Annotated in this window: 26 protein-coding genes; 15 read left to right on the top strand and 11 right to left on the bottom strand. The window is 72.3% G+C overall.

Going from position 1 to position 23,699, the window contains the following annotated elements:
* Positions 1-24 precede the first annotated feature (24 nt).
* On the top strand, positions 25-783 hold the full coding sequence (locus tag AC4IHM_RS10770; protein WP_490866843.1) for an LOG family protein: 759 nt from the start codon (positions 25-27) through the stop codon (positions 781-783).
* Between the two features lie 112 nt (positions 784-895).
* Here AC4IHM_RS10770 and folP read toward each other — a convergent pair whose 3' ends face one another.
* Positions 896-1,756 (bottom strand): dihydropteroate synthase, encoded by an 861-nt coding sequence (gene folP, locus AC4IHM_RS10765; RefSeq protein WP_490870805.1) that lies wholly within the window; start codon positions 1,754-1,756, stop codon positions 896-898.
* A 230-nt stretch (positions 1,757-1,986) separates the two neighbouring features.
* Between folP and AC4IHM_RS10760 the strand changes: the two genes are divergently transcribed.
* Together AC4IHM_RS10760 and AC4IHM_RS10755 are read left to right on the top strand one after the other, a co-directional pair.
* Positions 1,987-2,343 (top strand): DivIVA domain-containing protein, encoded by a 357-nt coding sequence (locus AC4IHM_RS10760; RefSeq protein WP_490870804.1) that lies wholly within the window; start codon positions 1,987-1,989, stop codon positions 2,341-2,343.
* Positions 2,340-2,924 carry a DNA-3-methyladenine glycosylase I gene (locus tag AC4IHM_RS10755; RefSeq protein ID WP_490866842.1) on the top strand — a complete coding sequence of 195 codons (585 nt, stop codon included), beginning with the start codon at positions 2,340-2,342 and terminating at the stop codon, positions 2,922-2,924. Before AC4IHM_RS10760 ends, AC4IHM_RS10755 begins: the two co-directional genes overlap by 4 nt.
* Before the next feature lie 31 nt (positions 2,925-2,955).
* On the opposite strand, the gene chcB is transcribed toward AC4IHM_RS10755, so the two are convergent.
* Positions 2,956-3,759, bottom strand: coding sequence for a 2-cyclohexenylcarbonyl CoA isomerase (chcB, locus tag AC4IHM_RS10750; RefSeq protein ID WP_490866841.1), 804 nt, complete (start codon positions 3,757-3,759; stop codon positions 2,956-2,958).
* A 385-nt stretch (positions 3,760-4,144) separates the two neighbouring features.
* On the opposite strand from chcB, the gene AC4IHM_RS10745 reads away from it, so the two are divergent.
* Positions 4,145-4,312: a DUF3117 domain-containing protein gene (locus AC4IHM_RS10745; RefSeq protein WP_003966491.1), complete on the top strand. Its 168-nt coding sequence runs from the start codon at positions 4,145-4,147 to the stop codon at positions 4,310-4,312.
* A 126-nt stretch (positions 4,313-4,438) separates the two neighbouring features.
* Here AC4IHM_RS10745 and AC4IHM_RS10740 read toward each other — a convergent pair whose 3' ends face one another.
* On the bottom strand, positions 4,439-5,137 hold the full coding sequence (locus AC4IHM_RS10740; protein ID WP_490870803.1) for an O-methyltransferase: 699 nt from the start codon (positions 5,135-5,137) through the stop codon (positions 4,439-4,441).
* 284 nt (positions 5,138-5,421) lie between these two features.
* Between AC4IHM_RS10740 and sigE the strand changes: the two genes are divergently transcribed.
* The 5 genes from sigE (at position 5,422) to AC4IHM_RS10715 (ending at position 10,603) form a co-directional block, all read left to right on the top strand.
* On the top strand, positions 5,422-6,093 hold the full coding sequence (gene sigE, locus AC4IHM_RS10735; protein ID WP_490866840.1) for an RNA polymerase sigma factor SigE: 672 nt from the start codon (positions 5,422-5,424) through the stop codon (positions 6,091-6,093).
* Between the two features lie 68 nt (positions 6,094-6,161).
* The gene (locus tag AC4IHM_RS10730; protein ID WP_490870802.1) at positions 6,162-7,109 is read left to right on the top strand and encodes a zf-HC2 domain-containing protein; all 948 of its coding nucleotides are present in this window, start codon (positions 6,162-6,164) and stop codon (positions 7,107-7,109) included.
* Between the two features lie 93 nt (positions 7,110-7,202).
* Positions 7,203-9,083, top strand: coding sequence for a S1C family serine protease (locus tag AC4IHM_RS10725; protein ID WP_490866839.1), 1,881 nt, complete (start codon positions 7,203-7,205; stop codon positions 9,081-9,083).
* A 146-nt stretch (positions 9,084-9,229) separates the two neighbouring features.
* On the top strand, positions 9,230-9,706 hold the full coding sequence (locus tag AC4IHM_RS10720; protein ID WP_490866838.1) for a sec-independent translocase: 477 nt from the start codon (positions 9,230-9,232) through the stop codon (positions 9,704-9,706).
* 225 nt (positions 9,707-9,931) lie between these two features.
* Positions 9,932-10,603, top strand: coding sequence for a hypothetical protein (locus AC4IHM_RS10715; protein WP_490866837.1), 672 nt, complete (start codon positions 9,932-9,934; stop codon positions 10,601-10,603).
* Between the two features lie 78 nt (positions 10,604-10,681).
* Here AC4IHM_RS10715 and AC4IHM_RS10710 read toward each other — a convergent pair whose 3' ends face one another.
* From AC4IHM_RS10710 to AC4IHM_RS10700, 3 genes are read right to left on the bottom strand one after another with little or no spacing between them, the layout of a single operon-like run.
* Positions 10,682-11,815: an Mrp/NBP35 family ATP-binding protein gene (locus AC4IHM_RS10710; protein ID WP_490866836.1), complete on the bottom strand. Its 1,134-nt coding sequence runs from the start codon at positions 11,813-11,815 to the stop codon at positions 10,682-10,684.
* Positions 11,816-11,858: 43 nt separating this feature from the next.
* A complete protein-coding gene (locus AC4IHM_RS10705; protein WP_490866835.1) occupies positions 11,859-12,464 on the bottom strand; it encodes a DUF1003 domain-containing protein in 606 nt (201 codons plus the stop codon).
* A complete protein-coding gene (locus AC4IHM_RS10700; RefSeq protein ID WP_490866834.1) occupies positions 12,454-13,782 on the bottom strand; it encodes a magnesium transporter MgtE N-terminal domain-containing protein in 1,329 nt (442 codons plus the stop codon). Before AC4IHM_RS10700 ends, AC4IHM_RS10705 begins: the two co-directional genes overlap by 11 nt.
* 250 nt (positions 13,783-14,032) lie before the next feature.
* On the opposite strand from AC4IHM_RS10700, the gene AC4IHM_RS10695 reads away from it, so the two are divergent.
* Positions 14,033-14,770, top strand: a complete 738-nt coding sequence (locus tag AC4IHM_RS10695) for a hypothetical protein (RefSeq protein ID WP_490866833.1) — start codon at positions 14,033-14,035, stop codon at positions 14,768-14,770.
* Here AC4IHM_RS10695 and AC4IHM_RS10690 read toward each other — a convergent pair.
* Together AC4IHM_RS10690 and AC4IHM_RS10685 are read right to left on the bottom strand one after the other, a co-directional pair.
* On the bottom strand, positions 14,767-15,294 hold the full coding sequence (locus AC4IHM_RS10690) for a hypothetical protein (protein WP_490866832.1): 528 nt from the start codon (positions 15,292-15,294) through the stop codon (positions 14,767-14,769). The two genes, AC4IHM_RS10695 and AC4IHM_RS10690, sit on opposite strands and share 4 nt — an antisense overlap.
* 33 nt (positions 15,295-15,327) lie before the next feature.
* The gene (locus tag AC4IHM_RS10685) at positions 15,328-16,443 is read right to left on the bottom strand and encodes a magnesium and cobalt transport protein CorA (protein ID WP_490866831.1); all 1,116 of its coding nucleotides are present in this window, start codon (positions 16,441-16,443) and stop codon (positions 15,328-15,330) included.
* Between the two features lie 521 nt (positions 16,444-16,964).
* Between AC4IHM_RS10685 and AC4IHM_RS10680 the strand changes: the two genes are divergently transcribed.
* A complete protein-coding gene (locus tag AC4IHM_RS10680; RefSeq protein WP_490866830.1) occupies positions 16,965-17,558 on the top strand; it encodes a suppressor of fused domain protein in 594 nt (197 codons plus the stop codon).
* Positions 17,559-17,588: 30 nt separating this feature from the next.
* On the opposite strand, the gene AC4IHM_RS10675 is transcribed toward AC4IHM_RS10680, so the two are convergent.
* A complete protein-coding gene (locus tag AC4IHM_RS10675) occupies positions 17,589-18,812 on the bottom strand; it encodes an MFS transporter (RefSeq protein WP_490866829.1) in 1,224 nt (407 codons plus the stop codon).
* Positions 18,813-18,970: 158 nt separating this feature from the next.
* Here AC4IHM_RS10675 and AC4IHM_RS10670 point away from each other — a divergent pair, with 158 nt between their 5' ends.
* The 3 genes from AC4IHM_RS10670 to AC4IHM_RS10660 all read left to right on the top strand — a co-directional run bounded on the left by AC4IHM_RS10670 (position 18,971) and on the right by AC4IHM_RS10660 (position 21,291).
* On the top strand, positions 18,971-19,615 hold the full coding sequence (locus AC4IHM_RS10670; protein ID WP_490866828.1) for a DUF6758 family protein: 645 nt from the start codon (positions 18,971-18,973) through the stop codon (positions 19,613-19,615).
* 160 nt (positions 19,616-19,775) lie between these two features.
* A complete protein-coding gene (locus AC4IHM_RS10665) occupies positions 19,776-20,633 on the top strand; it encodes a PHP domain-containing protein (RefSeq protein WP_490866827.1) in 858 nt (285 codons plus the stop codon).
* Positions 20,634-20,685: 52 nt separating this feature from the next.
* Positions 20,686-21,291: a MarC family protein gene (locus AC4IHM_RS10660; RefSeq protein ID WP_490866826.1), complete on the top strand. Its 606-nt coding sequence runs from the start codon at positions 20,686-20,688 to the stop codon at positions 21,289-21,291.
* A 63-nt stretch (positions 21,292-21,354) separates the two neighbouring features.
* Here the strand turns inward: AC4IHM_RS10660 and AC4IHM_RS10655 are convergent, their stop codons facing one another.
* The gene (locus AC4IHM_RS10655) at positions 21,355-21,507 is read right to left on the bottom strand and encodes a DUF8834 family protein (protein WP_037837350.1); all 153 of its coding nucleotides are present in this window, start codon (positions 21,505-21,507) and stop codon (positions 21,355-21,357) included.
* A 261-nt stretch (positions 21,508-21,768) separates the two neighbouring features.
* Here AC4IHM_RS10655 and AC4IHM_RS10650 point away from each other — a divergent pair, with 261 nt between their 5' ends.
* Positions 21,769-22,665: an NYN domain-containing protein gene (locus tag AC4IHM_RS10650; RefSeq protein ID WP_490870801.1), complete on the top strand. Its 897-nt coding sequence runs from the start codon at positions 21,769-21,771 to the stop codon at positions 22,663-22,665.
* Here AC4IHM_RS10650 and AC4IHM_RS10645 read toward each other — a convergent pair.
* Positions 22,662-23,570: an alpha/beta fold hydrolase gene (locus AC4IHM_RS10645; protein ID WP_490866825.1), complete on the bottom strand. Its 909-nt coding sequence runs from the start codon at positions 23,568-23,570 to the stop codon at positions 22,662-22,664. The genes AC4IHM_RS10650 and AC4IHM_RS10645 overlap by 4 nt on opposite strands.
* Between the last annotated feature and the right edge of the window lie 129 nt (positions 23,571-23,699).

Below are 23,699 nucleotides of genomic sequence, written 5' to 3'. Positions count from 1 at the left end.
AACCCGCAAACGGAGGGAGAGCGCATGGCCACCGGCAACCCCGAGGGCAAGAAGCGGCCACCGGAGGAACGGCGCCTCGGCCCTGTCCTGCGGCGGAGGGGCCAGGTACAGAAGAGCACCACGGACCAGCGGCTGCTGGACGAGCGTGCGCCGACGGACTGGGTCCACACCGACCCGTGGCGCGTCCTGCGCATCCAGTCGGAGTTCATCGAGGGCTTCGGCACGCTCGCCGAACTCCCGCCGGCCATCAGCGTCTTCGGCTCCGCGCGTACGGCGCCGGACTCGCCGGAGTACGAGGCCGGGGTGCGGCTGGGCCGCGGCCTGGTCGAGGCGGGCTTCGCGGTCATCACCGGCGGCGGGCCCGGCGCCATGGAGGCGGCGAACAAGGGCGCCCTGGAGGCGAAGGGCATGTCGGTCGGCCTCGGCATCGAGCTGCCCTTCGAGCAGGGGCTCAACCAGTACGTCGACATCGGCCTGAACTTCCGCTACTTCTTCGTCCGCAAGATGATGTTCGTGAAGTACGCGCAGGGCTTCGTGGTCCTGCCCGGCGGCCTCGGCACCCTCGACGAACTCTTCGAGGCCCTCACCCTGGTGCAGACCCAGAAGGTGACCCGCTTCCCCATCGTCCTCTTCGGCTCCGACTACTGGAGCGGCCTGGTCGACTGGCTCCGCGACACCCTCGTGGCCCAGGGCAAGGCCGCGGAGAAGGACCTCATGCTCTTCCACGTCACGGACGACGTGGGCGAAGCGGTGACCCTGGTCTCCAAGGAAGCGGGCCGCTGACACCACCGGTGGGGTCGAAGGGGCGAAGCCCCCGGGGGAAGGGAACGGGCAAGGGCGGCGGGGGTGAGAACCCCGCGTCGGCCCACCCACCCCCGGCCACCCCGGACCCCGCCTACGCCAGCCCCCGCCGGGCCACCGCCGGCTCCCGATGGCCGGCGACGGCCGACACCATGTCCAGCACCTGCCGCGTCTCCGCCACCTCGTGCACCCGGTACACCCGCGCCCCCAGCCACGCCGACACCGCCGTGGTCGCCAGTGTCCCCAGCACCCGTTCCCTCACGGGCCGGTCCAGCGTCTCCCCGACGAAGTCCTTGTTGGACAGCGACACCAGCACCGGCCACCCCGTCTCCACCATCTCCCCGAGCCGCCGCGTCGCCTCCAGGCTGTGCCGGGTGTTCTTGCCGAAGTCGTGCCCGGGATCGATCAGCACCGACTCCCGCGGCACCCCCAGCGCCACCGCCCGCTCGGCCAGCCCCAGCGTCACCCGCAAAATGTCGGCCATCACGTCGTCGTACGTCACCCGGTGCGGCCGCGTTCGCGGCTCGGTGCCGCCCGCGTGCGTGCACACCAGCCCCGCCCCGTACCGCGCCGCGACCTGCGCGAGCTTCGGGTCGACGCCGCCCCATGCGTCGTTCAGCACGTCGGCCCCCGCCTCGCACACGGCCGCGCCGACCTCGTGCCGCCAGGTGTCCACGCTGATCACGACGTCCGGGAACCGCCGCCGCACCTCCGCGACGAAGCCCACCGTCCGCCGCGCCTCCTCCTCGGCCGACACCTCGTCCCCGGGTCCGGCCTTCACCCCGCCGATGTCGATGATCGCGGCGCCCTCGGCCACCGCACGCTCCACGCGCGCGAGGGCGGGCTCGTCGTGGAAGGTCGCCCCCCGGTCGTAGAAGGAGTCCGGGGTCCGGTTCACGATCGCCATGACCACCGGCTCGCGCGCCGCGAATTCACGCTTGCCCAGCCTGAGCATCCCCTGTGACATCACCACGTCCACACCGTTCTCTCGTGCCGCTCTCGCCCCGGGCGCCGGCCGGCGCGTCAGCCCCCTGTGTCCGGGCCGTGTACCTGCTCTTCGACCGCCTGCGGTCCCGACTGTCAGACTCGCATGGCACGATCGGACCCGACACAACGGACTCCGACTCCCGCCACGTCCGCGAAACACCGATCCGACCCGACCACCCGACCATGGGGGCCCCAGCGATGGTCATGTTCCTGTTCCTCGTCATCGCGCTGGCCGTCGTGGTGGCCGCGGTGACACTCGCCGTGGTGAGCGGCGGCGACAGCGGCCCGCTGCCCGACGCCGCCCCCGAGCAGCTGCGGGACACCCTGCCCCCGGACCGCCCGGTGGGCCGCGCCGACGTGGAGCGGCTCCGCTTCCCGCTCGTCGCCCGCGGCTACCGCATGTCGGACGTCGACGACGCCCTCGGCCGCCTCGGCGCCGAACTGGCCGAGCGCGACGCCCGCATCGCCGACCTGGAGTCCGCGCTGGCCGGCGCCCGTGCCGCCGCCCACCACCACGTCGCGCCCGAGCGGCCGGCCCAGGAGGAGCAGCAGTGAGCACAGGCGAGGCCGTGGCGGGCCAGGACGGCGCGCTGCGCTGCCCCTGGGCCCTGTCCACCGCGGACTACGTGACGTACCACGACGAGGAGTGGGGCCGCCCGGTCCACGGCGACGACGCGCTGTACGAGCGGCTCAGCCTGGAGGCCTTCCAGTCCGGCCTGTCCTGGATCACCATCCTGCGCCGCCGCACCGGCTTCCGTACCGCCTTCGCCGGCTTCGAGATCGCCGAGGTGGCGGCCTTCACCGACGAGGACCGCGAGCGCCTGCTCGCCGACGCCGGCATCATCCGCAACCGCGCCAAGATCGACGCGACCCTCGCCAACGCGCGCGTGCTGGCCGACTGGGCCCCCGGCGAACTGGACGAGCTGATCTGGTCCCACGCTCCGGACCCGGCCGCGCGCCCGGTCCCGAAGACCCTCGCCGACGTCCCCGCCGTCACCCCCGAGTCCACGGCGCTGTCCAAGGCCCTGAAGAGGCGCGGGCTGCGTTTCGTCGGCCCGACGACGGCGTACGCGCTGATGCAGGCCTGCGGACTGGTCGACGACCACCTGGCGGCCTGCGCGGCGCGACGGGCCTGAGCCACCGGCCCGCCCGCCGCGCCGGACGGCCTCACCGGCCCAGGTACGTGGGCTTCTCCTTGTCGACGAACGCCCGCACCGCGATCGCGTGGTCCTCCGACGCGCCGGCCCGCGACTGCAGTTCGTCCTCCTTCTCCAGCGTCTCGAAGAGCGAGTGCGTCAGCCCGTACGCCATGGACTCCTTCAGCGCCGCGTACGCCACCGTCGGCCCCTCGGCCAGCGCCCGCGCCGTCCGCTCGGCCTCGGCCCGGAGGTCGGCGGCGGGCACGACCCGGTTGGCGATGCCCAGCTCGTACGCCTCCTGGGCGCCGATGCTGCGCGGGAAGAGCAGCAGGTCCGCGGCGCGCCCGGGGCCGACGACCCGCGGCAGGGTCCAGGAGACGCCCGAGTCGGCGGTGAGCGCGACACCCGCGAAGGACGTGTTGAACGCCGCCGTGTCCGCGACGATCCGGTAGTCCGCCGCGAGCGCGAAACCGAAGCCCGCCCCGGCCGCCACGCCGTTCACGGCGGCGACCACCGGCTTCCCGGCCCCGGCGAGCGCCCGCACGATCGGGTTGTAGTGCTCGCCCACCGTGCTCATGGTCCGGTCCGAGCCCGTCTCCCGGTCGGCGGTCAGCAGCCCGATGTGCTCCTTGAGATCCTGGCCGACGCAGAACGCCCGCTCCCCGGCCGCGGTCAGCAGCACCGCCCGTACGGCGTCGTCGGCCGCCGCGGCACGCGCCGCGTCCCGGAGCGCGACCTTGGTCTCGATGTTCAGCGCGTTCATCGCCTCGGGGCGGTTCAGCGTGATCGTCGCGAGCCCGTCGCTCACCTCGTAGAGCACGGTGTCTGCCATGGATTTCCCCTCCGCGTCGTCGCGTGTGCCTCGGTGTGCGTCCTGGAGTGCCTCTTTGGTGTGTCGGCAGCCAGCATGACGGAGATCAACGGTGACGGATCGTTCCCGGGGATGTGACCTGCGTCAAAGAATTCCGGTCCGTATCCATTCGGCGGAAGTGGGCGAGGGCGGGCAGTATCGCAGTCACATCGCCGAATTGAGTGGTTTTGCTCGCGTGCGTTGCCCAAGCGATGCCGACCGATGTTGGTCATCGGGTCCTGGGATGCGGGATAATGGCTGGGAAGCAATGTGTTCGATGCCGGTGTCGCGCGTCCATGCCGGACTGCGTGTGCCCTCACGGGCCGTCGGCTGTGACGGTGAGCTGGTATCAGGAAGGGGAACGAGCATGGCGGCCATGAAGCCGCGGACGGGCGATGGCCCGCTCGAGGTGACCAAGGAGGGGCGGGGCATCGTCATGCGCGTTCCGCTCGAAGGCGGCGGTCGACTCGTCGTCGAGCTGACCCCCGACGAGGCCGACGCGCTCGGCGACGCCCTCAAGAAGGTCGTCGGCTGACGCGCGAGCGACCTTACCCTTCAGTCACCCCGGCATCGAAGACGGTGCCGGGGTGATTGTTTTTCCGTTTTCCGTTCCTCTCCGGGCGGCGGCACGGTATTTCACCGGTTCGCCGCGCCCGGCGGTTCACCGCTTCACGGCGCACAGCAGTCCGTCGCCCACCGGAAGCAGTGACGGCACCAGCTCCTGGCTCTCCCGCACCGCGCGCAGGAGTTCCCGCAGCCGCAGCACCTCGGTGGGCTGCGGTCCGGAGTCGACCGTCCGGCCGGCGCCGAAGACGCCCTCGAAGGCGACGAGCCCACCCGGACGCAGCAGACGCAACGATTCGGCGAGATAGTCCAGGTACTCCAGGCGGTCGCCGTCGCAGAAGACGAGGTCGTAGCCGGCGTCCGCGAGCCGGGGCAGGACGTCCAGGGCGCTGCCGGGAATGAACCGGGCCCGGTTGCTGGCGAACCCCGCGGCCCGGAAGGCCTGGCGGGCGAACTGCTGGTGCTCCGGCTCCGGGTCGACCGTGGTCAGTACCCCGTCCGGCCGCATGCCGTGCAGCAGATGGATCCCGGAGACGCCGCAGCCGGTGCCGATCTCCGCGACGGCCTTGGCGTCCACGGCGGCGGCGAGCAACCCCAGCGCGGAGCCCGTGCCCGGGGTCACCGAGCGCAGGCCCGCCTCGCGGGCCCGGTCGCGTGCCCACAGCAGCGCGTCGTCCTCGGCGACATAGGCGTCGGCGAACGCCCAGCTCGTCTGCCGGTTGCCGGTAATGGCCCTCTCCTGTCCCCGTCGTTGCCTCGGCGTGACTGTATCCGTTGGCGTCGGGAACCCGCAGATGGGACCAGTCGTTTAAAGGGGGAGTGAAGAGACGACCAGCGACCGGGGCTGCGACGGGGTGGCGAATGGGCCAGGGTGCCGAGCAAGTGCTGACGCGGCCGTACGAGCCGTGTCGGCCCAGATCAAATTCTCGTAAAACCGCTTATCCGGAGCTAACGGGCGAGGTGGCTATGGTAGGGGCTCCACTGGACACCACCAGAGCCGACAGGGGAGGTGCGGCCGCACGCGCGGATCGGGGTGGAGTGCTGCGGCGCTTCCTCGGATCGGCAGGCAGGCCGAAATCCGTGAACGACACCGCTGCTGACCACAGCCACGCCGCCGGTCCCACCGCGGGACCCGCCCAGACCGCGACCTTCTCCAGCGACGCGGACGGGCAGGCGTGGACTCCGCCCACCTGGGAGGAGATCGTCAGCACCCACAGCGGCCGGGTCTACCGCCTCGCCTACCGCCTCACCGGCAACCAGCACGACGCGGAGGACCTCACCCAGGAGGTCTTCGTCCGCGTCTTCCGCTCCCTGTCGACCTACACGCCGGGCACCTTCGAGGGCTGGCTGCACCGCATCACCACCAATCTCTTCCTGGACATGGTCCGCCGCAAGCAGCGCATCCGCTTCGACGCGCTCGGCGACGACGCGGCCGAGCGGCTGCCCAGCAAGGAGCCCACCCCGCAGCAGCTCTTCCACGACGCCCACTTCGACGCGGACATCCAGCAGGCGCTGGACACTCTCGCGCCCGAGTTCCGCGCCGCGGTCGTCCTGTGCGACATCGAGGGGCTGTCGTACGAGGAGATCGCCGCGACCCTCGGCGTCAAGCTCGGCACCGTCCGCTCCCGCATCCACCGCGGTCGCTCCCAGCTGCGCAAGGCGCTCGCACACCGTTCTCCCAAGGCGCGTGCCGAGCGTCGCTCGTTCGCGGCCGGTGTTCCCGCACTGGGAGGAGGGGGCACGAGCGCGTGAGTGGGTCACGTCCTGAAGCCGAGGGACACCTCGCAGAGCAGCATCTGGGAGACCGGCTCTCCGCCCTGGTGGACGGAGAACTCGGTCATGACGCGCGTGAGCGCGTACTGGCGCACGTGGCCACCTGTCCGAAGTGCAAGACCGAGGTCGACGCGCAGCGCCGGTTGAAGAACGTCTTCGCGGAAGCGGCCCCGCCGGCCCCGTCCGAGAGCTTCCTGGCCCGCCTCCAGGGGCTTCCCGGGGGAGGCGACACGGACGGTGGCGGCTCGCCGCCGGCCGGCGGAGGGATCTCCGACGGCCTGGCCGGGCTGCCCGGCAGGGTCGGCGCCGCCGCGGCCTCCGGAGCCTTCGGGACGAAACGGGACGAGCGGTTCGAGTTCGACTACGTTCCCGCCCGGCCGCACGCCTCCGTACTGCCGCCCTCCGCGGGGCGGGGCTTCCGGATCCACGACGTGGGCCGGCCGGAGCCCGAGCGCCCGCCCTCGCGCGGCCTGCGGTTCGCGTTCGCCGCCGCCGGAGCGGTGTCGCTGGCCGCGATCGCGCTGGCCGGGGTCACCGTCGGCACGCCGGACACCACCACCGAGGCGCGCGGCTCGGGCAGCGGAAGCAATGTGACGCCGATGCGCACCCAGGGCGCCGGAGCGGCCACCACCCCCGAGGGCCAGCGCCGCCGCAGCGGCGCCCCGCTGCTCGGCCAGGCCCAGGGACAGCGGGCGCTCGGCGACACCCCCGTCGCGCCCACCGCCGTCTCCGCACCGCTGCTGCCCGGAATGCCGGCGCCCGCGGGGGACGAGGCCCACCGGCGGGCCGTGCGCGCGCTGACCACCCCGGTGACGGCCGGCGCCGCCGCCATGTCCCCGCTGATACGTCCGCTCGAAGCGGTTCCGCCGCTCGCCCTGGCCTCCTGGCCGGCGGCCCCCGAGGTCAGGCCGCCCGCGCTGCTCGCGGCCCCCTCCCCGGTTCCGTCCCCCCACCCGATGGCGACCCCGGCCGCCTCCTACCGTCCGGTTCCCTGACCGGGATCTGCGCGCCCGCCCGCGAACCTGATTGAATCCGGGTGGCGCCAGAGGCCTTGGAGCCGACGATCTGCGGCCAGCTGCGGGGAGAACATGAACGAGGGCAAGCCCACGAAGGCGAAGTGGTGGGGTCGCCCCCGCTCGTCCGAAGACACGCCCGACGGTGACTTCGAACTGGAAAGCCCTCGCACGGCTCGCACCACCGGTACCGGTGACGAGGAGACCGGCGGGGGCGACTTCGAGCTGGAACGCCCGTCGGCGCCCCGCGTGACCGACGAGGGGGACTACGAGCTGGACCTGCCCTCGACCGGGACACAAGGGCTCGCGGACGCGGCGACGGCCACCGGCGCCGCCCCGGGTGCCGAGCCCGTCGCCGAACGCCCCGGACCGCTGCACGACCCCGACCCGTACAGCACCCCGCCCTACGGCGAGCCGGGCCCCTGGGCCCCCGCGCCCCCCGTCCAGCACCCGGCGACGACACCGGCACACGGCACGACGACAGCGCCCACGCCCCCGGGCGGGACACCCGGCCGACCGTCGGCGGACGCCCCGCCTCCGCTTCCGCCTCCGCAGGGACACGCCACGCCGGCCGCACCCGCCCACGCACCGTCCGCGCCCCCGGGCGCGCTCCCGGACCCGTCGCTGGCGGACGCCCCGCCCCCGACGGCGCCGCGGGCACCGGGCCCGGCCCCGTACATGCCTGTCGCGTCCGCCCCGGCCACGGCGGACCTCCCGCCTGCCGATCCGTCGGTGGCGCCGGAGGCCGAATCCGCCGTCGATCCCTGGGGGCGCTACGACCCCTGGGCCGCCGCGAGCCCGCGGCACAGCGGCGGGGACACGCAGCCGCCGGAGCGAGGGCGCGGGCGGACCGTGAAGGCGCTCGTCGGCGGGGCGCTGCTCATCGCCCTGGTCTCCGGCGGCGTCGGCGGCGCCATGGGCGCCTACCTGGAGCGCAACGGCGGCCTCGGGACGGTCGAGCTGCCGCAGGCCGGCCGGGAGGACACCGAGCGGGCGCCGGACAGCGTCGCCGGCATCGCGGCCCGTGCCCTGCCCGGCGTGGTGACCCTGCACGTGAGCGGCAGCGAGGCGGCCGGCACCGGCACCGGATTCGTACTCGACGACCGCGGCCACATCCTCACCAACAACCACGTCGTCGAGCCCGCCGGCTCCGGCGGCGAGATAACCGTGACCTTCAACAGCGGCGACACCGCCGAGGCCGCGGTCGTCGGACGCGACAGCGGATACGACCTCGCCGTGGTGAAGGTGAAGGGCGTCAGCGGCCTCACCCCGCTGCCCCTCGGCAACTCCGACAACGTACGGGTCGGCGACCCCGTCGTCGCCATCGGCGCCCCCTTCGACCTGGCCGGCACCGTCACCTCCGGCATCATCAGCGCCCGGGAACGGCCCATCACCGCGGGCGGCGAGGAGGGCGACGGCAGCGACGTGTCGTACGTCGACGCCCTGCAGACCGACGCGCCCATCAACCCCGGCAACTCCGGCGGCCCCCTCCTGGACTCCCGGGGCCGGGCCATCGGCATCAACTCCGCCATCCGGTCCGCCGACAGCGGAAGCGCCGAGTCGGACGGCGGCCAGGCCGGTTCCATAGGCCTCGGTTTCGCCATCCCCATCAACCAGGGCAAGCGCGTCGCCGAGGAACTGATCAACACCGGCAGGGCCACCCACCCGGTCATCGGCATCACCCTCGACATGAACTACACCGGCGACGGCGCCCGCGTCGGCGCCAAGGGCGGCGACGGCGGCCCCGCGGTCACCGCGGGCGGCCCCGGCGCCAAGGCCGGCATCAAGCCCGGGGACGTGATCACCGCGGTCGACGGGCAGCGCGTCCACTCCGGCGAGGAACTCATCGTCAAGACCCGCGCCCACCGCCCCGGCGACCGGCTGGAGCTGACCCTGGAGCGCGCCGGCAAGGAGACGAAGGTCTCACTGGTGCTCGGCTCCTCCGACGGGAACTGACCCGGGCACAGGCCCGACAAGGGGTCAGGAAGGCAAACAATTCGGAAAGCGGCCTCATACACGCACTCGGGGCTCACGGGACGGTACCGGTCCGACGGGATCGGCGGGTACCGTGGTGGCGGCCCGGACATCCCAAGGAGCTTCAGGTGTTCAATGACATAGGCGCACTAGAGCTGGTGACGCTCGTCGTCCTCGCCGTGCTCGTCTTCGGTCCGGACAAGCTCCCCAAGGTCATCCAGGACGTGACCCGCACCATCCGGAAGATCCGGGAGTTCTCGGACAGCGCCAAGCAGGACATCCGCGAGGAGCTGGGCCCCGACTTCAAGGACTTCGAGTTCGAGGACCTCAACCCCAAGACGTTCATCCGCAAGCAGATGGACAACGACGAGCTGGGCCTCAAGGAGATCCGCAACGGCTTCGACCTGAAGAAGGAGATGGCCGAGATCACCGACGCGGTCCACGGCCGCGAGTCGGAGTCGTCGTCCGGGTCGTCCTCGTCCTCCGCGTCGTCGTCCTCTTCTTCGTCGTCGTCCGGTTCCGGCGGTGGTCGTATCGACATGTCGAAGAAGCCCGAACGCCCCGCTTCCGACGACCGCCCGCCCTTCGACACCGACGCCACCTGATTTCCGCCGCGCGATTGCGTCCGGTGGCCCGCGTACGTGACGTGTCTCATACTGCGGACGAGGCGCACAGGGCCTGAAGACGACACCCGCGCGACCCACGCGCCGGGCGGCTTCCCGGCTGCCGCCGGTGGTGTGGCTATGCTGCCCGAGTTGTTGTGCGGACCGGACGAGTGCGCCCGAAGGGGGGCGGGCCCGGTCCGACGAGAGCGAGGAGGCGTCCGGGACATGGAGACGACGAGTCGGGCAGTCGCGCAGACGCCGGCCGCGGAGGGTGCTCAAGAGGCCCTCTCCGCCCGGCGTACGGTCGACGGCTACCTGAGTGCGCCCTTCCCGTGGTACGGCCTCGACGAGGCCTTCACGGGGCGGCGCTGGCTGATGCAGGTCGGCACGGCGGCCGACGGGTCCGTGGAGCACGGCTCGATCGGGCACGGCGACGAACCGTCCGTGCGCAACGAGCACGTGGCGGGCGACGAGCAGGACGCCAAGGAGAAGTTCGCGGTCGTCGTGACCGTCGCGGCCAACCCCGACCGGCGCAGCGCCGACGGCACGGGCCTGCTGGAGGCCACCTCGGTGTCCTCGGCGGCCTGGCTCGCGGGCGTGGGGCTGCTGTCGTTCACCTGGCCGGGCCAGATGGACCACTCGCTGCGCGACGACTGGCTGGAGCAGCAGACGGAGACCGCGTGGGTCCTCGCCGACGACCTCGAGGGGGAGGCCTGGTCGACGCTGTCCCTCCCCGTGGACGGCGTGCCGACGTCCTTCCACTACCGGGAGTCCGAGTTCGGCTGGGTGCTCGCCGGCTCCACCGAGCAGGGAGTCCACCTCGGGGCGTACGGCAGGGGCATGAGCGCGTACGGGCTGGCCTTCTCCGTGGTCAAGGACATCGCCGCGTACGTCTAGCCGGCGCACGCGGGCACACCGAGGGGCGCCGTCCAGTCGGACAGCGCCCCGGCGCCGTACGGGCGACGGCGGAGTACGTCAGAACTTGTTGCGCGGCGTGATCCCCAGCGAAAGCCCCGAGAGCCCCCGCTGCCGGCCGCCCAGCTTGCCCGCGATCGAGCGCAGGGACGCGCCCGCCGGGGAGTCCGGGTCGGAGAGCACGACGGGCCTGCCCTCGTCGCCGCCCTCGCGCAGCCGCAGGTCGATCGGGATGGAGCCGAGGACCGGGACCGACGCGCCCGTGGTGCGGGTCAGGCCGTCGGCGACCGCCTGGCCGCCCCCGGTGCCGAAGACGTTGACCATCTCGCCGCAGTGCGGGCAGGGCAGACCGGACATGTTCTCGACCACGCCGACGATCTTCTGGTGGGTCTGGACGGCGATGGCGCCCGCCCGCTCGGCCACCTCGGCGGCGGCCTGCTGAGGGGTCGTCACGACCAGGATCTCGGCGTTCGGCACGAGCTGCGCGACCGAGATCGCGATGTCGCCGGTGCCGGGCGGCAGGTCGAGCAGCAGCACGTCCAGGTCGCCCCAGTACACGTCCGCCAGGAACTGCTGGAGCGCGCGGTGCAGCATCGGGCCGCGCCACACCACCGGCGCGTTGCCCGGTGTGAACATGCCGATGGAGATGACCTTCACCCCGTTGGCCGAAGGCGGCATGATCATGTTCTCGACCTGGGTGGGCCGCCCCTCGGCGCCCAGCATGCGCGGCACGGAGTGGCCGTAGATGTCGGCGTCGACGACACCGATCTTCAGACCGTCCGCCGCCATCGCCGCCGCCAGGTTCACCGTCACCGAGGACTTGCCGACGCCGCCCTTGCCGGAGGCGACCGCGTACACCCGGGTCAGACTGCCGGGCTTGGCGAAGGGCACCTCGCGCTCGGCCTGGCCGCCGCGCAGGGCGCCGGCCAGCTCCTTGCGCTGCTCGTCGCTCATCACGTCCAGCTCGACGTCGACGCGCGTGACACCCTCGACGCGGGCGACCGCGTCCGTCACGCGCTGCGTGATGGTGTCCCGCATGGGGCAGCCGGAGACCGTGAGATACACGGCGACCGCGACCGCTCCGTCCGCGTCGATCCGCACCGACTTGACCATCCCCAGCTCGGTGATGGGCCGGTTGATCTCGGGGTCGTTCACCGTCGCCAGTGCTTCACGCACCGCGTCTTCCGTAGCCATAGGACGATGGTACGGCGCCGCCCACGGGGCGCGGAAAGCCCCGTCAGCGGTCGTGTACGTCACGCCCTGCGGACCGGTCCGCAGGGAATGGCCCACGGTCGGGACGGTGGCCGTTCTGCCGCTCCTCCAGGTCCCTGATCACGTCCTGGAGTTCGGAGCGGATCCAGTCCCGCGTCGCGACCTCGCCCAGGCCGACGCGCAGGGCGGCGATCTCCCGGGTCAGGTACTCGGTGTCGGCGATCGACCGCTCGTTCTGCTTGCGGTCCTGCTCCAGGTTGACCCGGTCCCGGTCGTCCTGCCGGTTCTGCGCGAGCAGGATCAGCGGGGCCGCGTAGGAGGCCTGGAGGGACAGCGCCAGCGTCAGGAAGATGAACGGGTACTCGTCGAAGCGCAGGCCGCTCGGCACCGAGACGTTCCACACCACCCAGAGGATGATGACGACGGTCATCCAGACGATGAACCGCCCGGTGCCCAGGAAGCGCGCGACGCGCTCCGACAGCCGGCCGAAGGACTCCGGGTCGTACTCGGGCAGGATCCGCCGCCGGGGCGGGCTCGGCTGGTCCAGCCGGGTGCCGCGGGGCCGGGAGGAGGAGGCCGTGGCCCCCGACGCCGCGCGCTCGCGGGCAGGCGTCTCGCGCTCAGGCACCATCGCCCCCCACCTCCCGCGTCGCTCCCCGGATCTCGGCGGCCTCGGCCGCCTCCGCCGCCTCTTCGAGGTGGTATTCGGTCTCGCGCCAGTCGTCGGGCAGCATGTGGTCCAGTACGTCGTCCACGGTGATCGCGCCCAGCAGGGACCCCGAATCGTCGACGACGGGCGCCGCGACCATGTCGTACGTGGCGAAGAACCCGGCGACCACGGGCAGCGCGGCGTCCGGATCCAGGGGTTGCAGGTCGTCGTCGAGGATCGAGCCGACCAGTGTGTACGGGGGGTCGCGCAGCAGGCGCTGGAAGTGGACCGTGCCGAGGTACTTGCCGGTCGGCGTCTCCTCGGGCGGCCGGCACACGTAGACCTGGGCCGCGTGCGCAGGGGACAGGTCGGGGTGGCGGATCCGGGCCAGCGCGTCGGCGACGGTCGCGTCGGGGCGCAGCACGATCGGCTCGGTCGTCATCAGACCGCCGGCCGTGTGCTCCTCGTACGCCATCAGGCGCCGCATGTCGGCCGCGTCGGCGGGCTGCATCAGGCTCAGCAGCCGCTCCTTGTCCGCCTCGGGCAACTCGCCGAGCAGGTCGGCCGCGTCGTCGGGGTCCATCGCCTCCAGCACGTCCGCGGCACGCTCCTCCTTGAGCTTGCCGAGGATCTCGATCTGGTCGTCCTCCGGCAGCTCCTCCAGCACGTCGGCCAGGCGGTCGTCGTCGAGGGCGGCGGCGACCTCGGCGCGGCGCTTGGCGGACAGATGGTGCAGGACGTTGGCGAGGTCGGCGGGGCGCAACTGCTCGAAGGTGGCGAGGAGGTTCTCGGCGCCCTGCCCCTGCTCCTCCACCGAGAAGCCGGTGACGGCGGACCACTCCACGGTCAGCGTCTCGCCCTTGTTGCGCCGGAAGGCGCTGCTCTTCTTCCCCTTGCGGACGAAGACCTTGTCGATCTCCCAGTCCCGGCGGGCGGGCAGCTGCTGCACCGACAGATCGAGGACGGTGACCTCCTCACCGGTCTCGGCGAGGGTGACCCGCCGGTCGAGCAGTTCGCCGAAGACGAGGCGCTCGGTGGGCCGTTGCTCGAAGCGCCGGACGTTCAGCACCCCGGTGGTGATGACCTGACCCGACTCGATGCCGGTGACCCGGGTCATCGGCAGGAAGATGCGGCGCCGGGTGGCGAGTTCGACGACCAGGCCGAGCACCCGCGGGGGTTTGCGGGCGACGCGGAGCATGACGACCAGATCGCGGACCCGTCCCACCTGGTCGCCGTTCGGGTCGAACACGGCGATGCCGGAGAGGTGGGAGACGAAGATCCGGGGGGCGCCCGCTGCCATGGCCGCGGCTCCTTTTCGTAAGCGTGCGTGAGAGCTGTTTCGTACGGGTCTCTTTCCCGAATTGCCCGCTCGGACGGGCTTCAGGCTAGCCCGTCCCGATCGGCCCCGCCCCGGCGGCCGGTCCGGACGGTCTGGCTCCGTCGACCGCCTGCGGCCCCGGTACGCTGCGGTACGCCGTTCGGGCCCGGCCGGCTCCTCACCGGCGCCTGCCGGCCTCGCGTCAGCCCTTGTCAGAAAGGCAGTCCCACCTGTGTCTGTGACTCCCCGGCGCCGAATCCGCAGGGCCGCTCTGTGGGGCGCGGTGTGCGCCCTCGCGGTGACGGGAGCGGGGCTGACGGGATGCGGCGGCGAGGACCCGGACGCGGGCACCAACGGGGTCGGAAAGCTCCCGGCCGGCAAGATCCACGCCAGGGCCCGCACGGCCGCCGGGTCCGCCGAGGCGGTGCACCTGCACGGGACCGTGGAGGCGGGCGGGCACAGGTACACCCTCGACATGCGGCTGAAGCCCGACGGAGGCACCGGGTCGGTCGCCGCCGAGGGGACGACGTTCGGGCTGCTGCGCGTCGGCGAGCAGCTCTTCCTCAAGGCCGACGCCGGGTTCTGGAGCCACGACGGCGGGGACGCCGCGGCCGCCGAGAAGCTGGCCGGCAAGTATGTGAAGGTGCCGCAGGGCGACCCCGCGTACAAGAAGTTCAGCGGCTTCACGGACAAGGACGTACTCCTCGGCGGTCTGCTGACCCTGCACGGCACGGTGGAGACGGACGGCCGGCACGAGCAGGCGGGCGTGCGCACCGTGCGGATCACCGGCGACCGGGGCGCCGGCGGCTCACTGGACGTCTCCCTTGAGAACACGCCGTACCCGCTGCGCCTGGTGCGGGCGGGCAGCGCGGGCACACTCAGCTTCTCGGACTGGAACAAGGACTTCACACTCGAGGAACCCGCGAAGGACGAGACCCTGGACTACGGCAAGCAGTTGCCGACCTCCTAACCTCGCTCGCGCTGCCTGCCGCGGCGCCGCTTCAGCAGCAGGCGGGGCAGTGCCGCCGGGGCCGCCTCGCGCGTCGTCGCCGGGCTCGGCAGGGGCGGCTCCGCCAGTGAGGCGTCGGGCAGCGGCGCCGTGGCACCGGTCGGCTCCAGGCGCAGCACCCGGCACTCGCGGGCCCAGCGGCCGGTCATGGCCTCGCCGTCCGGGGCGTTCAGACGCTTGCCCTTGAGGTCGGCGACGGCCGCCTGCCACGCCTCGGAGCCGGAGGGCAGCTCCACGACCCGGGCGGCCCAGGAGACCAGCCGGCCGCCCTTGTCCTTGCTGCGCACCGTGACCTCGGCCGCGCCGCCGTCGGCCAGCCCGGGAAGCGGCTGCTCGCCGGGCCCGTCGCCGACGACGCAGGCCGCACCCTCGTGCCACACGTGCCACAGCGCCCGCGCGGGCACCCCGGGCCCCTTGACCCAGACGAGGCCGGACTTCTTCGTGGCCTCCTCGACGAGGGCCTGGTCGAGCAGCTCGCTTGTCATGCGGTCAGCCTATCCAGCGCCGCCCGGCCCGGGTCAGAGCCAGCCGTTGCGCTTGAGCGTGCGGTGGATGCCCAGACAGATGGCGACCGTGACGGACAGGACCAGCGGGTAGCCGTACTTCCAGTGGGTCTCCGGCATGTAGTCGAAGTTCATGCCGTACACCCCGCACACCATCGTCGGTACGGCGACGATCGCGGCCCACGAGGTGATCTTGCGCATGTCCTCGTTCTGCGCGACGGACGCCTGGGCGAGGTTGGCCTGGAGGATGGAGTTCAGCAGCTCGTCGAAGCCGACGACCTGCTCCTGCACCCGCGCCACGTGGTCGGCGACGTCCCGGAAGTACTTCTGGATCTCCGGGTCGATCAGCCGCATCGGCCGCTCGCTGAGCAACTGCATGGGACGCAGCAGCGGCGCCACCGCCCGCTTGAACTCCAGTACCTCGCGCTTGAGTTGGTAGATCCGTCCGGCGTCCGTGCCGCGCGGGGCGCCCTTGCGGCCCGGCGAGAACACCTGCGTCTCGACCTCGTCGATGTCGTCCTGCACCGCGTCGGCGACCGCGAGGTAGCCGTCGACGACGTGGTCGGCGATGGCGTGCAGCACCGCCGAGGGGCCCTTGAGCAGCAGCTCGGGGTCCTCCTGGAGCCGGTGCCGCAGCGCGCGCAGCGAGCCCTGCCCGCCGTGCCGGACGGTGATGACGAAGTCCCGCCCGGTGAAGCACATGACCTCGCCGGTCTCGACGACCTCGCTGTTGGCGGTCAGCTGGGCGTGGTCGAGGTAGTGGATGGTCTTGAAGACCGTGAACAGGGAGTCGTCGTAACGCTCCAGCTTGGGCCGCTGGTGGGCCTGGACCGCGTCCTCCACGGCCAGCGGGTGCAGTCCGAACTCCCGGGCGATACCGGCGAACTCGTCCTCGGTGGGCTCGTGCAGGCCGATCCACACGAACCCGCCGTCGCGGCGCACCTGGCGCATCGCCCCGTGCGGGCTCAGCGCGGTGTCCGTCTCCACGCGGGTGCCGTCGCGGTAGACGGCGCAGTCGACGACGGCCGAGGCGGTCGCCGGGTCGCGGGTGGTGTCGTAGGCGCCGTTGTCCTTGCGCAGAGAGACGCGGGACGGGCGGACCGCGGCGCGCAGGTCACGGATCATCGACATGGCAGGCTCCTTCGCGACGGGGAGCGAACGAGGCCGGTGACGGGTGGAACCACCCGGAATGAGGACGTCCTGACCACGCGTGCTCGGCGCGTCCACAAAGCGGGGGGCACCGCACCGTCGCGGTGGCCGACTTCGCTGCTGATTCAGCTGCTGACCCGCATCGGCGCGGCCGATGGGACCGGATCAGGCAAAACGAGACGAAGTGCTCTTCCGAGTGACGGCGCGCGTTTCAGAGGGCGGCGGCGGGAAGAACCGGAACCAGCTGTCTCAGCGGCCGGAAGAGCGGGTGGTACTGCACGGTCGACTTCGGTCCATGCCAGCCCCACCTCCTCCGGCCGGTCCCTCGTGAGGGACGATCCATTCCCCTTGTTTAGAGGGGTTCCCCGTAGGGGAGTCTTCACAGCGTCGGGGACTTGATCGCGACGCACTGCGTGCTGCCCCGAACCGCTGGCTCACAGTAGCAGTCACCCGCGTGTCAAGGCGCCGCTTTGCCACTTCCCGACGAGTTCTATGCTCGCCGCATGGCTGATGTTCTCCCTCTGGTCGAAGCCCGGTTGAGCAGTGCGCTGGGCGAGCCGGACGCACGCGCGGCGGTCACCTTCCTCGGCACCGACCGCATCGAGGTGCTGCGCTTCTCCGCCGGCCCGGAGGGCGACATCGTCCGGTATGCCACCCTCGGCATGTCGGCGCGGCCCATGGCGGACCCCACCGCCGTGCTCGCCGACCCGGTCGAGGGCCCCCGCGCCGAGCTGGTCCTCTCCGTCCGCGCCGGTCTCGCCGACACCGACAAGGTGCTCCGCCCGCTCGCCGTGCTGGCCGCCTCTCCGCAGGTCGAGGGTGTGGTCGTGGCCCCGGGTGCCTCCCTGGACGTTGGTGAGGCGCTGTGGCCCGGGGCCCCCTTCACCTCGGTCCTGGTCGCGGAGCCGGGCGGCCTGGTCGAGGACCTGGAGCTGGACGCCCCGCTGGACCCCGTGCGGTTCCTGCCGCTGCTGCCGATGACGGCGAACGAGGCCGCCTGGAAGCGCGTGCACGGCGCGCAGGCCCTCCAGGAGCGCTGGCTGACGCAGGGGACGGACCTGCGCGATCCGTCCCGCCGGGCCGTCCCGCTGGAGTGACGGAACTCACCGGATCCCGCCCGGCGTCCGTCAGTCGGCGAAGACGGTGACGCCGTCCTCGCTCGCGTGCACCGGCTCCAGCTCCTCGGCCTCGTGCGTCAGCGCGCGACGCCGTACGACGACCACGGCCGCGCCCAGTACGGCGGTGACCGCCGCGACGACGAAGGGCATGTGGACGTCGCTCCACTCCTCGATCTTCGGCGCGAAGTAGGGGGCGGCCGCCGCGGCGAACCAGCGCACGAAGTTGTAGCCCGCGCTCGCCACCGGACGCGGGGCGTCCGAGACCCCGAGGGCCAGCTCGGTGTAGACCGTGTTGTTCACGCCGATGAAGGCACCGGACAGGACCGTGCAGACGATCGCCGCGGTGTGGTCGCCGTAGCCGAGGACCAGCACGTCGGCCGCGAGCAGCACCAGCGAGCCGCCGAGCACCGTCAGCGAGCCGAACCGCTTCTGCATGCGCGGCGCCACGAAGACCGAGAACACGGCGAGCAGCACGCCCCACGCGAAGAACACGGCGCCGGACTTGTACGGGCTCATGTTCAGCACGAAGGGCGTGAAGGCCAGCACGGTGAAGAACGTGTAGTTGTAGAAGAACGCCGACACCGCGGCCGAGGCCAGGCCGCCGTGGCCCAGTGCCTTGAGCGGGTCCAGCAGCGAGGTCCTGCGGGCGGGCTTCGGCTGCTCCTTGAGGAACACGGCGATGCACAGGAAGCCGATCGCCATCAGGAAGGCCGTGCCGAAGAACGGGTAGCGCCAGCTCGCGTCGCCGAGCAGCGCGCCCAGCAGCGGGCCGCACGCCATCCCGAGGCCGAGGGCGGACTCGTACAGCAGGATCGCCGCGGCGCTGCCCCCGGCCGCCGCGCCGACGATGACGGCGAGGGCCGTCGAGACGAACAGCGCGTTGCCGAGGCCCCAGCCGGCCCGGAAGCCGACGAGCCGGCCGACGGTGTCGGAGGTGCCCGCCAGGCCGGCGAAGACGACGACGAAGGCGAGGCCGAGCAGCAGGGTCTTGCGCCCGCCGACGCGGCTGGAGACGAAGCCGGTGACCAGCATCGCGAGGGCGGTGATGAGGAAGTACGAGGTGAACAGCAGGGAGACCTGGCCGGGGCTCGCGTCCAGGCCCTTGGCGATGGACGGCAGGATCGGGTCGACGAGCCCGATGCCCATGAAGGCCACGACGGACGCGCCCGCGGTCGCCCACACGGCCTTGGGCTGCCGCAGGATGCCGCCCGCACCCGCGTCGAAGGGATCCATGCTTGCTCCAATGCGACCAGGGATGGTTGGTATATACACACACTAAGTTAGTGCGGCTAATTAATGCAATGCACATCTAGTTCCCGGTGGCCGGCCCTTCCGTTCGGATGAGTGATCGTCCTTGACGTGGGGGAGCGCGGGTAGGACCGTGGGGCCGTATGAGGGGCGAACCCAGTTGCCCGAAGTGTGGTGGCCGGGTCAGGGCTCCCGGCCTCTTCGCCGATTCCTGGCAGTGCGACCGGCACGGCACCGTGCACCCGCTGCAGCCCGTACTCCCGCCCAGCGTCGAGGCGCTCGGCGTCGTGGTGCACCGCACGCAGGTGCCGGTGTGGATGCCCTGGCCGCTGCCGGTCGGCTGGCTGTTCACCGGCGTGGCCTGTGCCGGCGACGACCGCAGCGGCGGCCGGGCGACCGCCGTGGCCTGCTCCGGACCCGGCCCGCTGGGCGGCCTCGGTGAGCTGATCCTGGTGGCCGAGGAACTCGGCGTCGGCCTCGGCGCCCGGTACGCGGGCCTGGACGGACCCGATCCGGGGCCGTACCTGGACGTCGAGAAGCCGCCCCAGGTCAAGGTCCTGGCCGCGGGCCGGCCCACCCCTCTCTGGCACGTCTCGGGCGCCCCCGGCGACCGCGCCGTCTTCGCCGGGGAGGCTCTCGGCATGTGGCTGTGGGCTGTCGTGTGGCCCGAGCGCTCGGGCCTGCTGATGTACGAGGAGCTGGTGCTGACCGACCTGCGGGACGCGGGCGCCGAGGTGGACCTCGTGCCGTGCGGGGCGCTGTCGCCGAGGCTGATGATCCAGGCGTAGGGGGCGCGGCTGCCCGTGAGGGCGGGCGCAGGACGCGCGGCTGCACGTGAAGAGGCGGGCGTAGGGGGCGCGGGGCGGCTGCGGCTGTGACAGTGAGGCGTGGAGTTCCGGTTATCCTTGAGCGTCCCCTTCCGTCCCGTCACCGCTTGGAGTCAGCGTCGTGCGCATCGATCTGCACACCCACTCCACCGCGTCCGACGGCACGGACACCCCGGCCGAGCTGGTGCGCAAGGCCGCCGCGGCCGGGCTCGACGTCGTCGCGCTGACCGACCACGACACCACCCGGGGCCACGCCGAGGCCGTCGCCGCGCTGCCCGAGGGGCTCACCCTGGTCACCGGCGCCGAACTCTCCTGCCGCCTCGACGGCGTCAGCCTGCACATGCTGGCCTACCTCTTCGACCCGCGGGACCCCGCCCTGCTCGCCGAGCGCGAACTGGTCCGGGACGACCGGGTGCCGCGCGCCCGGGGCATGGTCGCCAGGCTCAACACGCTGGGCGTGCCCATCACTTGGGAACAGGTCGCCCGGATCGCCGGCGACGGCTCGGTCGGACGGCCGCACGTCGCCTCCGCGCTCGTGGAACTGGGCGTCGTACCGACCGTGGGCGACGCCTTCACCGAGGACTGGCTGGCCGACGGCGGCCGGGCCTTCGTGGCGAAGCACGAGACCGACCCCTTCGAGGCGCTCCGGCTGATCAAGGGTGCGGGCGGGGTCGCCGTGTTCGCGCATCCGGCCGCCGCCAAGCGGGGCCGTACGCTGCCGGAGGCCGCGATCGCGGACCTGGCCGCCGCCGGGCTCGACGGCATCGAGGTCGACCACATGGACCACGACGCGGACACCCGGGCACGGCTGCGCGGCCTGGCCGAGGAGCTGGGGCTCCTGGTGACCGGCTCCAGCGACTACCACGGCAGCCGGAAGACCTGCGTACTCGGCGAGTACACGACGGACCCCGAGGTGTACGGGGAGATCACGCGGCGGGCGTTCGGGGCGTTCCCCGTGCCGGGGGCCGGCGGGGCCTGAGCTTCCCCCCCGCGTCCACCTTCCGCTCTCCCGCAAGGCCAGTACCTCACCCATGTTCGACGTCGCCGTCTTCGGCTCCCTCTTCCTGACCCTTTTCGTCATCATGGATCCCCCCGGGATCACCCCGATCTTCCTCGCGCTGACCTCCGGCCGGCCCGCCAAGGTGCAGAAGCGGATGGCCTTCCAGGCCGTCTGCGTCGCCGGTGGCGTGATCACGGTGTTCGGTCTGCTCGGGCACCAGATCCTGGACTACCTGCACGTGTCCGTGCCCGCCCTGATGATCGCGGGCGGGCTGCTGCTCCTGCTGATCGCCCTCGACCTGCTCACCGGCAAGACGGACGAGCCGAAGCAGACCAAGGACGTCAACGTCGCGCTCGTACCGCTGGGCATGCCGCTGCTCGCCGGGCCCGGCGCGATCGTGTCGGTCATCCTGGCCGTGCAGAAGGCCGACAGCGTGAGCGTTCAGGTGTCGGTGTGGGCCGCGATCCTCGCGATCCACGTGGTGCTGTGGCTGGTGATGCGGTACTCGCTGCTGATCATCCGGGTCATCAAGGACGGCGGCGTGGTCCTGGTGACCAGGCTCGCCGGAATGATGCTCTCCGCGATCGCCGTGCAGCAGATCATCAACGGCGTCACCCAGGTGATCCAGGGCGCGTGAGCGCACGAACAGGGCCCCCGCACGGCGTTCCGTGCGGGGGCCCGAACATGTGCGGGGTCCGCGCTACAAGGCCGAGGTCTCGGCGGGGCGGATCCACAGGCGCTGCCCGATGGCGGCGGCCTGCTGGACGATGCGGTTTACGGAGGCGGCGTCCACGACGGTCGTGTCCACGGGGGTCCCGTCGACGTCGTCGAGTCGCATGACTTCAAAGCGCATGGCCTCTCCCTTGATCTGGTCATCCTCCAGTGGAGAACTACTGGTGTGGCTCCCGGGTCGTCGGTGCCCTGGGTTCCGTACTAGTCAACGGGCCGCGTGTTACGAACATTCCCTACGCTAAGGAAATTTTTCGAACGTCTAATTACTGACAGGTAAGCCGCTTGTTACCGGGCGCGGGGCCGGCGTGCGGGATAGGTGCCTGATACAAGACTGACCGGGACCGGTTGTGTTCGTAGCGTGACCGCCAGGACAATGAAGGCGATGAACGACGACCTCGCGTCCCTCGACGCTCGCATCGATCGCACCAACGAGCTGCTGCAACGCATGCTGGCCGAGGTGGCGAAGACGCCCTCGACCCACGCGATCTTCGTCGACGCCGGGTACCTCTACGCGGCGGCGGGGCGGCTGGTGGCCGGGACCGAGGACCGCAGGGCCTTCGACCTGGACGCCGAGGGACTCATCGAGGCACTCATCGACACGGCCCGCACCATCTTCGCCGACAGCCGCCTGCTGCGCGTCTACTGGTACGACGGTGCCCGCCGCCGCATCCACACCGCCGAACAGCAGTGCATCGCCGAACTGCCGGACGTGAAGGTGCGCCTGGGCAACCTCAACGCCAACAACCAGCAAAAGGGCGTCGACTCCCTCATCCGCTCCGACCTGGAGTCCCTCGCCCGGCACCGCGCCATCAGCGACGCGGCGCTGCTCGGCGGCGACGAGGACCTGGTGTCCGCGGTCGAGGCCGCCCAGGGGTACGGAGCCCGCGTCCACCTGTGGGGCATCGAGGCCCCCGAGGGCCGCAACCAGGCCGACCCGCTGCTCTGGGAGGTCGACAGCCAGCGCACCTTCGACCTGGACTTCTTCAAGCCGTACGTCTCCCGGCGCACGGCCCACGCCTTCGACGCGACGGCCGGGGCCCGGCCGACCCGAGAGGACGTCCGCTTCGTCGGCGCGCAGATCGCCGCGAAGTGGCTGGCGGCCCGGGGCCGCGACGCGCTGCTCGAACTCCTCCCCGGCCATCCCTACCTGCCCGGCCCGGTGGACCAGGACCTGCTGGTGGAGGCCGAGGGGCTGCTGCAGTACTCACTGCGCGGCCAGGCCGACCTGAGACGGGCCCTGCGGGACGGCTTCTGGGAGCACTTGCAGACGCAGTACTAGGGGGAGCAGGGAGTGTCGCCCGTCCCTGGTGGTGCGGGAAGGCCGTCCCAGAAGTCGGCGAGGGCGCGGGCGGTCTCCAGGGGCCGGTCGGTGTTGGGGGAGTGCTCGGCGCCCTCGACGACGGTCCGGCGCGCGTCCAGCCGTACGGCCATCTCGTCCAGGAGCGGGACGGGCCAGGTGTCGTCGTGGGCGCCCGACAGCACATGGCACGGCAGCGGCACGGCGGCGAGTTCCGCGACACGGTCCGGCTCCGCGCACAACTGGCGTCCGGTGGCGAGCAGTTGTGCCGGACGGGTGCCCAGCCAGCGCTCGCGCAGCCGCTCCGGATCCCCCGGGCCCCGGTCGGGGGCCGGGGCGCCGGCCTCCTCGGGCGGCCCCATGGCCTGGATCACGTCCCAGACCTCGGCCATCGTCATGGTGCCCAGCGCGTCCCGCAGCAGCCTCACGCGCTGCCGCTGGGACGGGGAGATCCGCGCCGGGCCCGAGGACATCAGCGTGAGCGACCCGAAGGGGGCGCGGTCGAGCAGCACGGCGGCACGCGCGATCTGACCGCCGAGGGAGTGCCCCACGAGATGCACGCGCGTCCCGAGGGCGGCGACCTGCGCGAGGACGTCCCGGGCCAGCTCGGGCCGCGCGTAGACGGCCTCGTCGTGCTCCGGCCCGTCCGACTCGTACTGCCCCCGTCCGTCCACGGCGACCGTACGGTACCCGCGCTCCCCGAGCGGCTCGTGCAGCAGCGTGAAGTCCTCCTTGCTCCCGGTGAACCCGGGCAGCATCACCACCGTGCCCTTCGGCTCGACCCCGGCGGCCACGGGGGAGTCGACGACGGCGAACTCACCGCGCCCGGTGCGCAGTCGGTACGCACGGGCGTCCGGGGGCGGGCTGAAGACGGCGTTCTGGCTCACGGACAGAGGCTATCGGGCGGTGGGAGCGGGGGAGGAAGGGCGGGGGAGGACGGGCGGGGAGGGGGCGGCCGGGCCGAGACCGCCCGTCCGGTGGGCCGGGCCCCGCACGGTCGGGGCGGAGCGCCGTGG

This window comes from Streptomyces sp. SL06 (genome assembly GCF_058244745.1).
The sequence above is the reverse complement of the archived record's forward strand: the minus strand, read 5'-3'. Positions and strand labels throughout refer to the sequence as shown.